Source organism: Bacillus sp. RC242, assembly GCF_044908245.1.
Taxonomy (GTDB): Bacteria; Bacillota; Bacilli; order Bacillales; family Bacillaceae_G; genus Bacillus_A; species Bacillus_A mycoides.
In genome coordinates this window covers 201,728-217,063 of record NZ_JBIYCZ010000005.1, presented here as the reverse complement: position 1 = coordinate 217,063, position 15,336 = coordinate 201,728, and the positions used below count along the sequence as shown (strand labels likewise).

At 31.8% G+C, this 15,336-nt stretch carries 15 protein-coding genes and 1 pseudogene; 14 read left to right on the top strand and 2 right to left on the bottom strand.

The genetic code is table 11. The features are described 5' to 3' along the window. The first annotated feature begins 184 nt into the window (after positions 1 to 184). The 4 genes and pseudogenes from ABH957_RS12055 to ABH957_RS12040 all read left to right on the top strand — a co-directional run bounded on the left by ABH957_RS12055 (position 185) and on the right by ABH957_RS12040 (position 3,577). Complete coding sequence (locus ABH957_RS12055) at positions 185 to 952, top strand: DUF3959 family protein (protein ID WP_404511304.1); 768 nt, start codon at positions 185 to 187, stop codon at positions 950 to 952. A 143-nt stretch (positions 953 to 1,095) separates the two neighbouring features. Next, positions 1,096 to 1,511, top strand: a pseudogene (locus ABH957_RS12050) (DUF3995 domain-containing protein). A gap of 283 nt (positions 1,512 to 1,794) precedes the next feature. Beyond that, complete coding sequence (locus ABH957_RS12045) at positions 1,795 to 2,853, top strand: glycosyltransferase (RefSeq protein WP_404511372.1); 1,059 nt, start codon at positions 1,795 to 1,797, stop codon at positions 2,851 to 2,853. 244 nt (positions 2,854 to 3,097) lie between these two features. After that, the gene (locus ABH957_RS12040) at positions 3,098 to 3,577 is read left to right on the top strand and encodes a homoserine dehydrogenase (protein ID WP_404511302.1); all 480 of its coding nucleotides are present in this window, start codon (positions 3,098 to 3,100) and stop codon (positions 3,575 to 3,577) included. Between the two features lie 597 nt (positions 3,578 to 4,174). Here ABH957_RS12040 and ABH957_RS12035 read toward each other — a convergent pair. Continuing rightward, positions 4,175 to 4,366 (bottom strand): hypothetical protein, encoded by a 192-nt coding sequence (locus ABH957_RS12035; RefSeq protein WP_002070042.1) that lies wholly within the window; start codon positions 4,364 to 4,366, stop codon positions 4,175 to 4,177. A 629-nt stretch (positions 4,367 to 4,995) separates the two neighbouring features. On the opposite strand from ABH957_RS12035, the gene ABH957_RS12030 reads away from it, so the two are divergent. The 7 genes from ABH957_RS12030 (at position 4,996) to ABH957_RS12000 (ending at position 11,404) form a co-directional block, all read left to right on the top strand. After that, positions 4,996 to 5,199, top strand: coding sequence for a hypothetical protein (locus ABH957_RS12030; protein ID WP_002085220.1), 204 nt, complete (start codon positions 4,996 to 4,998; stop codon positions 5,197 to 5,199). An 854-nt stretch (positions 5,200 to 6,053) separates the two neighbouring features. Beyond that, on the top strand, positions 6,054 to 7,058 hold the full coding sequence (locus tag ABH957_RS12025; protein ID WP_404447666.1) for a DUF1835 domain-containing protein: 1,005 nt from the start codon (positions 6,054 to 6,056) through the stop codon (positions 7,056 to 7,058). Positions 7,059 to 7,204: 146 nt separating this feature from the next. Further along, the gene (locus ABH957_RS12020; RefSeq protein ID WP_002032464.1) at positions 7,205 to 7,609 is read left to right on the top strand and encodes a hypothetical protein; all 405 of its coding nucleotides are present in this window, start codon (positions 7,205 to 7,207) and stop codon (positions 7,607 to 7,609) included. A 160-nt stretch (positions 7,610 to 7,769) separates the two neighbouring features. After that, a complete protein-coding gene (locus ABH957_RS12015; protein WP_404447670.1) occupies positions 7,770 to 9,005 on the top strand; it encodes a cytochrome P450 family protein in 1,236 nt (411 codons plus the stop codon). A 267-nt stretch (positions 9,006 to 9,272) separates the two neighbouring features. Then, positions 9,273 to 10,556: an MFS transporter gene (locus ABH957_RS12010; protein WP_002127654.1), complete on the top strand. Its 1,284-nt coding sequence runs from the start codon at positions 9,273 to 9,275 to the stop codon at positions 10,554 to 10,556. Further along, positions 10,546 to 11,175, top strand: coding sequence for a Vat family streptogramin A O-acetyltransferase (locus ABH957_RS12005; RefSeq protein ID WP_002085226.1), 630 nt, complete (start codon positions 10,546 to 10,548; stop codon positions 11,173 to 11,175). Before ABH957_RS12010 ends, ABH957_RS12005 begins: the two co-directional genes overlap by 11 nt. A 73-nt stretch (positions 11,176 to 11,248) precedes the next feature. Continuing rightward, positions 11,249 to 11,404: a DUF1540 domain-containing protein gene (locus tag ABH957_RS12000; protein ID WP_000046089.1), complete on the top strand. Its 156-nt coding sequence runs from the start codon at positions 11,249 to 11,251 to the stop codon at positions 11,402 to 11,404. A 102-nt stretch (positions 11,405 to 11,506) separates the two neighbouring features. On the opposite strand, the gene ABH957_RS11995 is transcribed toward ABH957_RS12000, so the two are convergent. Continuing rightward, on the bottom strand, positions 11,507 to 12,004 hold the full coding sequence (locus ABH957_RS11995; RefSeq protein ID WP_088033681.1) for a PadR family transcriptional regulator: 498 nt from the start codon (positions 12,002 to 12,004) through the stop codon (positions 11,507 to 11,509). Positions 12,005 to 12,144: 140 nt separating this feature from the next. On the opposite strand from ABH957_RS11995, the gene ABH957_RS11990 reads away from it, so the two are divergent. The 3 genes from ABH957_RS11990 (at position 12,145) to ABH957_RS11980 (ending at position 15,081) form a co-directional block, all read left to right on the top strand. Further along, complete coding sequence (locus ABH957_RS11990) at positions 12,145 to 13,359, top strand: cytochrome P450 (RefSeq protein WP_404453697.1); 1,215 nt, start codon at positions 12,145 to 12,147, stop codon at positions 13,357 to 13,359. 114 nt (positions 13,360 to 13,473) lie between these two features. Then, complete coding sequence (locus tag ABH957_RS11985) at positions 13,474 to 14,052, top strand: cysteine dioxygenase family protein (protein ID WP_002085230.1); 579 nt, start codon at positions 13,474 to 13,476, stop codon at positions 14,050 to 14,052. 177 nt (positions 14,053 to 14,229) lie between these two features. Further along, a complete protein-coding gene (locus ABH957_RS11980; protein ID WP_404453700.1) occupies positions 14,230 to 15,081 on the top strand; it encodes a Cof-type HAD-IIB family hydrolase in 852 nt (283 codons plus the stop codon). Positions 15,082 to 15,336 lie beyond the last annotated feature (255 nt).

Genomic DNA, 15,336 nt, shown 5'->3' with positions numbered 1-15,336 from the left:
ATAATGAGCAGGATTTGTCATTTTTCATTGTAAATATAGATATGATTTGTCATGTATATTTTCGGTTTCATATTTACTTTATTTACATACAGGATTAAGATGTTTTTTAGAAATACAAAAACTACATCATATGGAAAAGCGATTTTTATTAATTGAAAAGAAAATTTGAAAGGAATGGGGAATTGTGAAGAAATTAGATGTATTATTAATGCTACTGAGCGGCCTCTTTCCAATTGCAGGAATGTTAAAGCAAATCCCTCTTGAACAATCTTTATATATTGGAGGACTTTTATTTTTTACTAGTTTCGGTAGTTACTTTGCGAAAAAGATATATTCACGTATATGTAGCTGGATAGCCTATGCACCATTTATAACACTACTGTTAGTTATTTGGAATCAGGATATTTCAATAAGTTCAATAATAGCGAACGCGAAAATCGCCGCTTGCATTGCGTTAATTCCGTGTTTATTCCGGTTTCGTACATACGGGCTTACTTTGGGCTTATTCTCATTATGGGCCGCGTTACTATGGGATATAAAAGAAGTGCAGTCGTTAGTCATACTTGAGCGTATGATGAATTTAATGACAAGCCATTATTTATATATTCTCCTTTTAGTTGGAGGACTTATATTAGGTGGATTACTTGCGATGTTATTACACGGTAAAGAGAAATACACTAATAAAGAAAATACTAATTTATTTAAACAAAAAAAGAAACGTAAAAGGCTATCATTTAAGATCCGCTTTCCAAGATTACCGAAATTTAAGATGAAATTATTTAAGTTTGGTGGAAAAGGTTCTAAACGTAAAAGGCCAGAAACAATGCATGAGCGTAATAACGAAGAACCAGTTGTAACATATGAAATGGCAGAGCAAATAGATCAATATAAAGAAAGTACTGTTCAAGGTCAAACTAGGATGGAACGTCGAAAAAATAGGTATAATGCATAATAAATTCCACTAACCCCTTAATGATTTATCGTAAAATTGATAAATCACTAAGGGGTTTTTATGTAATTAAATATAGGTTGCGTATGAAGTATTCATAGCATATTTTAAAGGTAAGGATTTAAGTAAAATAATGGGAGGACAAAATGCTTATTATTACATATATTTCTGTTTGCATATTATTCTTAGTTAGTTTTTCACATGTTTATTGGGCTTTCGGAGGTAAGTGGGCGACAAATAGTTTCATTCCAACTAAAGCTGGAGAAAAGGCGTTTACACCAGGTGCAGGAATGACATTGTTCATTGCATTATCGTTAAGTATGGCAGCAATGATTTTATTACAACAAGAAAATATTGTTCATTTCGCAGTTCCCAATGTTTTTGTTCAAATAGGACCCTGGGTTTGTATGGTTGTTTTTTCATAAGAGTAATTGGTGAGTTTCATTATTTTGGTATATTTAAACGAAAAAAAGATACGCAGTTTGCTAGAATGGATACTGTTTTATATGTACCACTTTGTGCATTTTTATCTTTATCCTTCTTATTAGCAATAATAACGTGAACATATAAAAGGTAATTGTATAGTGAATTTAAAAAATATAAATATACGTATGTCGGATAAGCGGTTTCTGTGTAATCAGAAACCGCTTATTTTGTATGATTGCATTTTATTGCAAAAGAGTGTGACACATTATAGCGTATGCACAGTTTTAGAAGTATTAGTCAATTAAATAATAACTTCATGTATATCTTGAGGTATGTATTTGTGAAGATAATTTCTTTTTCAATCATATAATACATTAGGAGGAGGGATTATCTTGACCGAAATAACAATTAGTTTATGCATGATTGTAAAAGATGAAGAGCAAGTTATCGCAAGGTGTCTAGATTCAGTAAAACACATAGTTGATGAAATAGTTATTGTAGATACTGGATCTACAGATAGAACTAAAGATATTGTTCGAAAGTATACAACTAATATTTATGATTATAAGTGGAATGATAATTTTGCGGCGGCCAGAAATTTTTCATTTTCTAAAGCGAAAAAAGATTATATTTTATGGTTGGATGCTGATGATGTTTTATTTGAAAAGGATCAGCAGAAATTTTTAAATTTAAAACAAGAAATGAATAATGATATTGACGCTGTATTAATGTTTTATCATTTGAATACTGGATTAAGTATGGAGCTAATGTATATTACAACACGTTATAGGCTTGTTAATCGCTCAAGAAATTTTCAATGGATTAACAAAGTGCACGAATTTATACAAGTTGAAGGAAATGTGTTGCACACGGATATAACTATTACTCATTGTAAAGAAAAGCCAAGAATTGATCAGAATTTTAAAATTCTCCAATCCATAATTGAGACAGAAGAAGTTACGCTTACAGATTGGTTCAATTATGCGAATGAATGTATGTTTCAGCAAAAGTATGATCAGGCAATTCAATTTTATAAAAAAGTATTAGATAGTAAAGAAAAATGGGGAGAAGGAAATGTTTATGTGTGCGGAAACTTAGCGTATTGTTATATGCAACTTCAAAAGTGGGATAAAGCATTAGAAACTTTTACAAGGGCTTTTCAATACGGGAATCCAAGAGGGGAAATTTGTGTTGGGATAGGGCATGTTATGATGGAACAAAAAAAATATAAAGAAGCAATTCGTTGGTATTTAGCAGCCACGAAAATTACATATCCTAACGAGGCGATACTTTATAACCCGGCAAGTTACAATTGGGTTCCATATTTCCATATAAGCTTGTGCTACAGCCATTTAGGAAACTATGAAAAGGCGTTACATTATAATGAATTAGCAGCAAATTATATACCTAATCATCCAGCGGTAATATATAACCAGCAATATTTTAATACTTTATTACAAAGTAAAGAGAAGGGTTAATTAAGCAAATAAAGTCAAGTTATTTTTATTAATGATTTCATTTTCTATAGTGATATACACAATATTAATTATGAGGATGGACTGCTTCTGGTTGGTAAGTAACTAAAGAAATTATTACAACTATGTAAGGTTAATGTAATGATAATTGATAGTAAATTAAGATGTTTGAGTGTATTGTTAATAGGATTTAAAAGTATTTTTTATCTATAAGGGGAAATAATATTTAATTAGGAAGTGTAATTAAATGATTGAAATTAAATCTATTATCCATTCGTACAAACTAAAGAGAAGAATAGCTAGGGATTTATACGGCAACAGAGATGAATTGACGCTGTTATTAAATGAATTTAATAATATAAAATGTACAGCTGCATCTGAAAAAAAGAAAAATAGTATGCTATCTCGTTTACAATTAATTTATCAAAATATGAAATTAGATAAGCAGTACCCTCTTCCATTTGCTTTAAATAACAAGTTATTGGTGCGGTTAGAAAATGAATCTCTTCAAACTATTGAGGGTTGTGTATCATGTCTACATGTAATGTTGGATATAAATTATGAGAAAATAAAACATTATGGATCGAGCACAAGTAGGTCATTTGTTCCATTATCGCAATCTTCAATTTGTCTTGCTGATTGTGTTTGTTTAATAGGAGTTGTATTAGGGTTACTAGGAACAGTGACATTTGGAGGATTAATGTTATCTGTATGTTCTCTTACATAAAGAAAAAAGGACACCCACTTAAGGTGTTTTTTTTAGTTACTTAGGAGAGCTTTTGAGATAGGAGGACATGGATTCAAATCTATAGTTACACATTTTTATTGTGTTGTGTAACTCAAAAAGGAAAGTATCAGCAACTGCTTATTTTGTATGACTATAAACATTGGCTATTTGGGAGCTGTAATAGAATGCTTAGAAGGGGGCAAAAAATGGTGTGTGAAATATTAATAAAAAAGGACAAGTAGTCGTACCTACTGTCCTTTAAAGGAGAAAAGTCTTTTGGTTAAGAACTACGAATAAACAGAAAGTCTGCTTGTAATTAGTTTTATCCCAAATATACATGCCTATACAAAAAAGGGATAAGTTCAAAAATACTTATCCCAGGAAGGGAAATCCCAAACACCAAAATGGCTTGTATTGGTATACAGGTTCAAAAGTAGTATATGTCAAACGAAAAATCTCATACAAAAAGCAGACAATCAAAAGTATTGTCTGCCAGAAAGTTGGATGAATTAGCCAACTGTGAAAAATTGCTTTCCCACTTCAAGAAGAGTAAAGGCAACAAATTTGAAAGAAATGAATTGGGATTTAGTTATTGCTCTATGAATGATGCATTTTTTTCATTTTTTTTGTCCCCAAAAAACAACTAATAATTGCGAGTAATGCATTTGAAGAAATGAAATTTACGGTCCAATAAATTCCTGTTCCAGCAATTATATCGATAATTATAAATCTTTTAATTGCCGAACTTTGTACTACATGAAAAATAAATTGATTGTTATCGTTACCCAATGTTATCACATCCCTTATCTAATATATGACAAGGCATGCTTGCTCTAGTCTTCATGATAATATACGAAAAAGAGTAATTAGCAGAAGCTTATAAAGTAGTTATAAATAAAAGATAACTATCGGAAGTTAAATTATTAACTTCAGTGAAAAAAATAACAATCATAATTTATCCTGCGTTATTGATGGGATATTATGTTTTACTTAAGGTAAGGGCTTATGCGGAAAGTTTGATGAAAAATTCTTTCATTAAAAGTACGATTCCTAGCAGAAACAAGACTTCAATTGAGAACCAAAACATACTTTTGTGAGGTTTTTTAAACTCCATAATAATTGATGAAAATAAAAAAAATGCGATAAGTATGATGATTAAGAGTCGGATTATATCAACCATTAATAACACTCCTAATATTTAATCAGTACTATTATATAATCTTTTCCAAAGATATATAATTCTAGAAACATTCTATTGAAATTTTAATGAAAAGAACAGGTGGTGTTTAGTAGCTTTTTTCTCAAAATCATTTCAAACGTGTAGTGGGAAGTGATAAAAGTGATAAATCCACGTTTTAATAAAAGGATGTAAGCGTATTTTTAGCGAATTATAGATAATTAAGAGAGGCGGTGACACTATGAAGTATGTAAAAGTCAGTATGAATGGTGGAAGTGAGCATAAATTCTCAATGACTTTAGAACGATTTGAAGAGTTTATTACTACAGAGAATGGATTATTAGAAAATAAATTAGTTTGTATTGAAAATGTAATGATTAACCCTACTAATATATCTTCTGTAGTTGAAAAAATTGGTGTACCTGCTAAATTTATGGAAGTTTAAAGGTAATTAGATAAAAAACATCCATGGGGATGTTTTTTGTTTATAAATAAAGCAATTGTACAATGAAAGTATGAGAAAATTTTATTAGTAATAATGTAGGCTATTAAGAATGAATGGATATAGAAAGGTCTTTTCTAGCGTGTTAGTTACTCCAATGTGTATGTATCTATTTGGCATCTAGACATTGTGCTTTCCAGTGCACGATGTAATAAGTACAAGCATATAGTATGTAATAGGACAAGATCTTCGTGTCCTACTAAATACTCAGAAAAAACCTCTAATCACATTAGGGCATCCAATAGCAGGGTGCTCTAATTTTTTATGAAAAATGTATCTTCACAACGGTTTCGTTTCAATTATAGTTTTCTTTAATGTTAATAAATATTAAGATTAATATGATAGCAATAATTAAATTAGACAAATAAAAATTTTGGTGACACAGTAGTTCAAAGATGACATCGAATGTATACAATAAAGCGACAGCAGGTAATATACAAATAAATATAAATCTCCAATTTTTTTAATAATGTTTATAATTAGTAAGTACTTTCGCCATTAATATTGCTCCTGTATTTTTTATTTTCCATATAATTATACATTTAAATAAACAGATTTGCAAAGTGTTTAAAAATTATTTAGCAACTAATGTGATTTTGGGAGATAAATAAGGAGGAAGAAAAAAATATTATAGATCTATAGATTGAGAGGAATATAGAGAAAGCTTTTGTTAAAAACTTAGATGGCTGCAGCAATCTGTGTAATAAACGATTTGATTTTAAAAAGACTTTTAAACATCTGGGCTAAAATGATACACTATAATCTACGTTATTTTAGAAATGAATAGAGGGATTTATATGATAGATAAAATTAAAAATGTTGTAGAGGATATGTATGAAGATGAAGCAAAACATTTACTTCAAAGTATTCTAATACAGTTAGATGTATTAGACGGGAATTATAGCGAAGATATGATAAAAAATTTAACGAGTATCCCTAAGCAATTGACGAGTCATACAACTCAGGAAAAGAATTTAGAAGAAAGCACACACATTCATATTGCCTTTGATGATTCAACTGCCGGATGTTTAAAATATATGTTGAAACAAGAAGGATTACACGAGGAGAGTGTTGTTTCATACTCTGAATTCTTTTCAATTGGTCCCATACATCAATTACATACGAATGAAGGTCAATTAGCAAGGGCACAGTGGTTATTAAATAACTTAACTTCTTATGATTGTTATTTTGAAGAAGAGTATTTACCAAGATTTAAGGAGACTTTAGAAGAGCTACATTCAATTCCGAATGAAACACCGATTACCGTTTGGAAGGCGGATAATGCCCATGAGCACGTAGGGCTTTGTTTTGCAATTGCGCAATTAAAAGATAAGAAAAATATTCGTGTTATGAATACTTCTGAAGCGAGTAGAGAAATATTAAAACAAGATTATGATATCCGTGGAACTGGAGAAGTATCTCCTGAAAGTTTAGCTCTTTTCCAAAAAAGTTTTGTGGAATTTCCGTATTTAACTGAAGAGAAGCGAATGAAGTTTGCACATGAGTGGGATAGATTATCGCAAAGCACGGAGTTTTTAAGAGTTTGGAAAGACGATGAAGTGCATTCTGTACAAGAAGATTATTTTGATCAATTCATTATTGAGTGTGCGAAAAATGTAGGAGCAGATAAAGAGTTTCATAAAGCTCCGAGAGTAATAGGTGAAGCACTTGGACTTGCGGATCAATTGGTTGGGGATACGTTTTTGGAATATCGCTTGAAAGAATTAATTAAGCAAGAAGTATTTGAATATGAAGGTTCGTTAGATCAAATGCGTTTTTATAGTGTGAAGTTAATAAAATAAAAAATATGTTTTGTTTATAAAAAAGCTCGTATTTTTAAAATACGAGCTTTTTTTAGATGAATTTAGGCTATACATAAGCTTCCTATGAATGGCGTATCACATATGAATGTTAAAAGAAACAAATGAAAAGAAGGTGATGGGTTATTATGTATAACCAACAAAACTATCCATATGATCAAGAGATGTATTATAATCCACAAAACTACGGTTATGAATCTACAAATGAAGTGAGAGATATTGAACAAGAAGACTATAGACCAGATGATGCGGAAGATGCTCCAACATCACCACCACCGTCACAAGCTCCGTCGTTACCGTCCACATTTGCTTCTCCAGCACAAGCAGGCAATATGAAATCTTGGATGTGTAACTGTTTAGGAAGATGGGGCTATTTACGTTTACATCGACCTGGTCCTTTCGGAAGAGATTTATGGTTCTTTCCAACCGAGGTAAGAAGAAGCGGGGTTTCAGGCTACACTTGGCAAGGTGGTCGTCGTCGTAAAGTAAGTTATCGATATCAACAAATTAGTAATTTTATGTGCTTCGCATAATAGGAAGTGAGAGAGTAGAATAATTTTACTCTCTCACTTTTTTATTTTTCAATATACGAAGTAAGATTTTAATTAAAAATTTACAATTTTCTAGTTTTTATTGAAGTATAATTCAAATGTTAGGTTGATTTACACAAATAATTGAGAGTGAGGGAATGTAATGTCAATAAAAAATAAGGTTGGCCGAAAAATAGAGGATGGCATTAATTTAGCTTCTGCTCAGTTTAAAGAAGATGCATATGAAATTTATAAAGAGTCACGAAAAATGCAACCTATATTATTTGTAAATGAAGTTGAAATCGGTAAAGAATGGCTCATTACAAGATATGAAGATGCTGTGCCACTTTTAAAAGATAATCGTTTAAAAAAAGATATGGCAAATGTGTTTTCTCAAGATACAAATAACATGTATCTTTCTGTTGACAATAGTGATCATTTAACAACGCATATGTTAAATTCGGACCCACCTAACCACAGTCGTTTACGATCTTTAGTTCAAAAAGCTTTTACACCAAAGATGATTTCACAATTAGACGGAAGAATTCAGAGAGTAGCGGATGATTTAATAAATGAGATAGAGCGAAAAGGTACATTAAATCTTGTGGATGATTATTCATTCCCATTACCGATTATTGTAATAAGTGAGATGCTTGGAATTCCAAAAGAGGATCAAGCGAAATTTAGAATTTGGTCTCATGCTGTCATTGCATCGCCAGAAACACCTGGAGAAATAAAAGAAACCGAAAAACAACTATCTGAGTTTATTACATATCTTAAATATATAGTTGATGTAAAACGAAAAGATCCAAAAGAAGATTTGGTTAGTGCGCTAATCCTTGCGGAAAATGAAGGGCATAAACTTAGTGCTCGAGAGTTATATTCAATGATAATGTTACTAATCGTAGCAGGACATGAGACAACAGTGAATTTAATTACGAATACGGTATTAGCACTTCTTGAAAATCCAAATCAATTACAGTTATTAAAAGATAATCCAAAATTAATTGATTCTGCAATTGAAGAAGGATTGCGTTATTATTCTCCAGTTGAGGTTACAACTGCAAGATGGGCGGCTGAACCTTTTCAAATCCACGATCAAACAATACAAAAGGGAGACATGGTTATTATTTCATTAGCTTCAGCAAACCGTGATGAAACCGTATTTGAAAAACCAGAAGTATTCGATATTACACGAGAAAATAACCGTCATATTGCCTTTGGGCATGGTAGTCATTTCTGCCTAGGAGCACCACTTGCTAGGTTGGAAGCAAAGATTGCTATTACTACTTTGTTTAAACGGATGCCATCGTTACAAATAAAAGGTGAGCGTGAAAAAATTAATTGGCAAGGTAATTATTTAATGCGTTCTTTAGAGGAATTACCATTGTCTTTTTAGAATAGTTATATTGAGACATGCATACACGACAAATGATTAACATAGAGTATGCATGTGTTATTTAAATTCGAAACGGAAGGGTGAAAACATCCCAATGATCAACTAATTCTATTTGTAAGAGATCTTCGTTAAAAAACGAAATATTCTTCTGAATAGGATTAGTATGTGCATGTATAGAAAAGGGATGTGTTTCGCACTGCGAATATATAGTCTTTTCATATGATTTGTGCTGCCTCCTGTTCAGAACACGAAATAGGAGGCTTTTTTATGTCGACGACTGCAGAAACGAAACAAAATCATGGGGTATCACAAGTATTAAAAAATCGATTTGTGCAAGGGATTCTAGCATCAGCATTATTTTTACAAGTTGGTATTTGGGTTCGTAACTTTGCGATATTACTTTATGTTATGGAAATGACGAAAGGTGATGCTTTTGCCATTTCGATGATTTCGGTTGCTGAATTTGCTCCCATTTTTATTTTCTCATTCATTGGTGGAACTTTTGCTGATAGGTGGAAGCCAAAGAAGACAATGATATGGTGTGAGACGTTAAGTTCTATTTCCGTATTCGCTGTATTAATTACTCTTATGTTTGGAACGTGGAAAATCGTGTTTTTTGTGACGCTTATTTCTGCAATCCTTTCGCAGTTTTCTCAACCATCTGGTATGAAGTTGTTTAAACAGCATTTATCAACGGAACAAATTCAATTAGCGATGTCTATATATCAAACAATATTTGCGATTTTTATGGTGTTAGGACCGATTCTTGGAACATTTATTTTTCATAGTTTTGGAATTTATATTTCAATCATCATAACAGGTATCGCTTTTTTACTTGCAGCAGCTGTGTTGTTATTTCTTCCGAAAGATCTTGAGAATGATAATGAGAAGAAAGAAATTACGCTGTTACAGGAAATGCTGGATGGTATTAAATATGTAAAAAAGAAAAAAGCATTAACTTTGCTAGGGTTTTGTTTTATGGCAGCTGGACTAGGTATAGGTTTAATTCAGCCACTAGGCATCTTTATTGTGACTGAGCAGTTAGGGTTATCAAAAGAGAGTTTACAATGGTTACTAACAGTAAATGGTGCGGGAATGATTGTTGGCGGGGCTTTAGCGATGGTATTTGCGAAAAACGTTGCTCCCCAAAAGATGTTAATTGTAGGGATGCTCGGTCAGGCAATTGGAATTGGTATTATAGGCTACTCCACAAATTTATGGGTGACACTTACGGCACAACTTTTTAGTGGTTTAGCTCTTCCATGTATCCAAATTGGTATTAATACGCTCATTATTCAAAATAGCGATACCGATTTTATTGGTCGCGTGAACGGCATTTTAAGTCCACTATTCACCGGTTCAATGGTAGTAACGATGAGTATAGCTGGTTCCTTAAAGGAGATGTTTTCATTAGGTACGATGTATGAGGGAACGGCTCTACTATTTATAATTGGATTATTGTTTATTTTACCTATATACAATTTAAAGCCAGTAATAGCAGTAGAAAGTGAAATGAATGGTAAAGGAAGTGCTGTGCAACATGAATCCTAATCCAAATGTTAAATACCCTATTGAAGGAAATCAAAACGTTCATTTTATAAAAAATACAATAACGAAATCTAATATATTTGTTGGTGACTATTCTTATTATGACGCGAAAGATGGAGAAACATTTGAAAATCGAGTATTATATCATTATGAATTTATTGGAGATAGGCTTACCATTGGAAAGTTTTGTTGTATTGCAAATGGAGTTACCTTTATTATGAACGGAGCGAATCACCGGATGGATGGATTTTCGGCATATCCATTTAATATATTTGGAAATGGGTGGGAGAAGTATACACCTAGTTTGTCTGATTTACCTTACAAAGGTGATACAGTTATAGGAAATGACGTTTGGATTGGTATGGATACAACTATTATGCCCGGAATAAAAATAGGGGATGGTGCAATCATTGCAGCTAAATCTGTTGTGACTAGAGATGTCGCACCATATACAATTGTTGGCGGAAACCCTGCAAATAAAATAAAGGAACGATTCACAAATACAATAATAGAAGAATTATTGCAAATTCAATGGTGGCATTTTGACATTGAAAAAATAACCGAAAATATAGATGCTATTGTACAAGGAGATATTGAACCATTAAGAAAGTTAAAAAGGTAATAAAAAATGCATGACAAAGAGTATCATACCTCCGAATTTTGTTAATGATAATAGAACAAGGAGGTGTGATACTATGGCACAAGACGTTTTATGTGAAGTAAACAACTGTAAATTTTGGGCTAACGGCAATAAATGTAGTGCAGATGCAATTTATGTAGTAAGTCATAAAGGTAAACATGCATCTACAACTGAAGAAACAGATTGCAAAACTTTTGATCCAGAAGTATAAATTTTTGAAGGGTAGCCAAATCGTGGTTGCCCTTTTATTAATTATAGTATTGATAATAAATCTCATTTTCATTCATTGTTTTTAACTTTTCTTTTTATTTTTTCATATTTTCTTCATAAGTGATGCAATCCAGAGCAATTCATGTTCAATACGTGATTTACTAAATTCAATGACTTCTGTAATAAAAGATGAGCTAACATGTAAAGATTGAATAGCAGTAAGTTGTTTATGTAGTACGTCTTGGCGTATTGTTAAAATTTCTTTTCTAGCTTCGTAATCAAGTTTTTCAAATAGCGCGATACGCACAAGGAACTCAGCGTTATTTGTCGCAATCTTTTCGGGAAACTCTCTTAACATTTCAGAAAAAATTTCTTCTCCTGTTTCAGTTATGTCGTACATATTTCGGTTTGGCTTTCCGACTTGTTTATGTATTTTTTTCGTTATAGCGCCCATATTTTCGAAGCGCCGAAGAGCGGGATACAGTGTATTATGATTTAATTCGAAATTCTCACCTAACCGATTTTGAACATTTTTCTTTATTTCATATCCATGTTTTGGTCCAGTCGTTAATTCTGCTAGTAATAAAATGTCAACGTACATAAAAATCCCCCTTATATATTTCTCAAGTTCTCCAATGAAAAATCTCCTTTAACATATGTTAAAATAACATATGTTAGATTATACAACTTTGAACTACCGACCTATGACTTTTATTGTAAAAGAAAAGGGAGGAAAGAACTATGGCTTCGCCTGAAAATGTGATTTTAGTTCATGAAATTTCAAAGCTGAAAACAAAAGAAGAATTGTGGAATCCGTATGAGTGGTATGAATTTATGAGGGATAACCATCCGGTTCATTATGATGAGGAGCAGGATGTATGGAATGTTTTTTTATACGATGATGTATATCGAGTTTTATCGGATTATCGCTTATTTTCCAGTAGAAGGGAACGAAGACAATTCGCAATCCCACCTTTAGAAACTAGAATAAATATAAATTCTACTGATCCACCAGAACATCGCAATGTACGTTCTATTGTTTCTAAAGCATTTACTCCAAGAAGTTTAGAACAATGGAAACCTCGAATACAGGCTATCGCAAATGAACTTGTACAACATATCAGAAAATATAGTGAGGTTAATATCGTTGAAGAGTTTGCTGTAGCTTTACCTGTTACCGTCATATCCGATTTATTAGGAGTACCAACAACGGATCGTAAAAAAATTAAAGAATGGTCTGATATTTTATTTATGCCGTATAGTAAAGAAAAATTTAACGATTTGGATGTAGAAAAAGGAATTGCGTTAAATGAATTTAAAACATACCTTCTTCCAATTGTCCAAGAGAAAAGATATCATTTAACCGACGATATTATTTCAGATTTAATACGAGCTGAATATGAAGGCGAAAGATTAACCGATGAAGAAATAGTTACTTTTTCTTTAGGTTTATTAGCGGCAGGTAATGAAACAACTACAAATTTAATTATTAACAGCTTTTATTGCTTTTTAGTAGATTCACCTGGAATATATAAAGAGTTAAGAAAAGAACCTACGTTAATTTCAAAAGCGATTGAGGAAGTTTTACGCTATCGTTTTCCCATTACATTAGCTAGGAGGATTACTGCGGACACAAATATATTTGGACCTTTTATGAAAAAGGATCAAATGATTGTTGCGTGGGTTAGTGCAGCAAATTTAGATGAGAAAAAGTTCTTACAAGCTTCTAAATTTAATTTACACAGAATAGGAAATGAAAAGCATTTAACCTTTGGTAAAGGTCCTCATTTTTGCTTAGGGGCGCCACTTGCACGTTTAGAAGCTGAGATTGCATTAACTACCTTTATAAATGCCTTTGAAAAAATAGAGTTATCTCCATCGTTCAATTTAGAAAAATGTATATTAGAAAATGAACAAACATTAAAATACTTACCTATTCTTTTGAAAACTAGGTAAAACGTTCAGCAAGGTACAAAATTACTGTACCTTGTTTTTTTATTTCTCAATTGTAAATTTTTAGTGGTCTATTTAGTATGGAAGTGTGTGAAAGAAGAGTGGAGGAGAATGCTTATGTTAACGTGCGATGGGAGTAAAACGTTTCAAATATTTATTAAAGCTGTAACTGATTTAATAGATGGTGATTTATTGGAAGAACAAATCGTGTGTGAAATTGAAACATTACTAGAAGAACTTTTAGAAAAGAAAACATGGCTTCCGTTAGATAAACAGAAGGTGAATTCGGCTCAATATGCACGACACTTACTGTATGAAGATCCGTTAAAACGTTTTGAAGTATTAGCTCTCGTATGGAAAGATGGACAATCTACACCATTACATGATCATGATGGCACATGGGGAGTAGAAGGCGTTTTTTCAGGAAGGATAATGGTGCAGAACTTTGTTCAAACGAAGCAACTTGGAAATTCACTTTCTTATTTAACACATACAGGAAATCTTTATTTGGGAGAAGGCGAAACAGATAAAGTAATTCCACCAGCTGATTGTCATATTCTAGAAATATCCGGAAATGAAAGCGTAATCACTATTCATATATACGGAAAACGTTTAGAAAAGTTTAAAGTATATATACCAACAGAAGAAAAAAACGTATACATGTGTGAGACAAAATATATTAGTTATAATTCGTAGCTTAAAATCCAAAGCTTTTCTTTAAAAAGAACAGCTTTGGATTTTATTTTTAATTATTTCTTGACCTGAAACGCTTTTCATAAATTATAAATAAGGAGTGCTTCACGAGATTCGTATGAAAACGATACCTTTTATTTAATAAAAACTCGTGTATTTATAGAAAGTGGTGAAGAAATAATGAAATTAATCGCAATTGATCTAGATGGAACTCTTCTTTCAGGGAATAAAATGATTAGTAAAGAGAATGCAGAAGCAATTCGGAAATGTCAAGAAGCTGGCCATGTTGTAGCAATTTGTACTGGACGTTCTATTGTGGATATTGAACGACTATTGTTAGAAGCTGATTTGGAGTGTCCGATTATCGCGGAGAATGGTGCACTTATATATAAAGATAAAAAAATGATGAAGAGATACCCAATTCAAAATATGCAGGCACTTGAGATTGTAGAATATCTTGAAGAGAATGGCTTGTATTATCAGCTTTATACTAATAAAGGTGTGTATGTACCGGATTATGGAGTAGAGAGTGTACGTAATGAAATCGAGTATGTGAGGAATGCAAAAGAGAATTTCGATTTGAAAGAGTTAGAAACGATTGCTGCATTATACCTTGAGCATACAGCATTTCATAGTACAGAAAGTTGTAAACCAATTGTAGAAATGGATATACATGTGCATAAACTTTTACCGTTTTCTTATGACATAGAGAAATTAAAAAAATTAAAAGAAACGTTTCTGCATAATACAGATTTAGCTATTACATCTTCCTATTGGCATAATTTAGAGATTAATCATCGAGATGCTCAAAAAGGAAATGGATTATATACTTTAGCAGAACATCTTAATATTCCAGTTGAATACACTGTAGCAATAGGTGATGGCTTAAACGATGTTTCTATGATGGAGAAAGCAAATATATCAATTGCAATGGGAAATGCAGTTGAAGAAATAAAAGCGATGTGTCAATACGAAACGTTAACAAATGAAGAACATGGTGTCGCACATGCTTTATATAAATATGTAATGTAATAAAAAAAGAAAAAAAGAATCCAAATAGATTCTTTTTTCTTTTTATTAGGGGTAAGGTATTCTATGTGATTCATAGAAGCCTTATTACACCTAATTATATAGAATATATTGGAATAAATGTTTATATTTTTCATGAAAGTTATGAAAAATTTGTGAACTTTATGTTTATTGTATTTTTATAGTGCTGTTAGCAGCGCGTAACACTCCCATATTATTTTCTGTTTTTAATTGAAAAATAGAATTTGTTCGAATAAT

Coding starts and splice junctions, on each gene's coding strand:
- ABH957_RS12045 (WP_404511372.1), top strand. CDS start 1,795: ATGATTGTAAAAGATGAAGAGCAAGTTATCGCAAGGTGTCTAGATTCA.
- ABH957_RS12040 (WP_404511302.1), top strand. CDS start 3,098: ATGATTGAAATTAAATCTATTATCCATTCGTACAAACTAAAGAGAAGA.
- ABH957_RS12030 (WP_002085220.1), top strand. CDS start 4,996: ATGAAGTATGTAAAAGTCAGTATGAATGGTGGAAGTGAGCATAAATTC.
- ABH957_RS12025 (WP_404447666.1), top strand. CDS start 6,054: ATGATAGATAAAATTAAAAATGTTGTAGAGGATATGTATGAAGATGAA.
- ABH957_RS12020 (WP_002032464.1), top strand. CDS start 7,205: ATGTATAACCAACAAAACTATCCATATGATCAAGAGATGTATTATAAT.
- ABH957_RS12015 (WP_404447670.1), top strand. CDS start 7,770: ATGTCAATAAAAAATAAGGTTGGCCGAAAAATAGAGGATGGCATTAAT.
- ABH957_RS12010 (WP_002127654.1), top strand. CDS start 9,273: ATGTCGACGACTGCAGAAACGAAACAAAATCATGGGGTATCACAAGTA.
- ABH957_RS12005 (WP_002085226.1), top strand. CDS start 10,546: ATGAATCCTAATCCAAATGTTAAATACCCTATTGAAGGAAATCAAAAC.
- ABH957_RS12000 (WP_000046089.1), top strand. CDS start 11,249: ATGGCACAAGACGTTTTATGTGAAGTAAACAACTGTAAATTTTGGGCT.
- ABH957_RS11995 (WP_088033681.1), bottom strand. CDS start 12,004: ATGTACGTTGACATTTTATTACTAGCAGAATTAACGACTGGACCAAAA.
- ABH957_RS11990 (WP_404453697.1), top strand. CDS start 12,145: ATGGCTTCGCCTGAAAATGTGATTTTAGTTCATGAAATTTCAAAGCTG.
- ABH957_RS11985 (WP_002085230.1), top strand. CDS start 13,474: ATGTTAACGTGCGATGGGAGTAAAACGTTTCAAATATTTATTAAAGCT.
- ABH957_RS11980 (WP_404453700.1), top strand. CDS start 14,230: ATGAAATTAATCGCAATTGATCTAGATGGAACTCTTCTTTCAGGGAAT.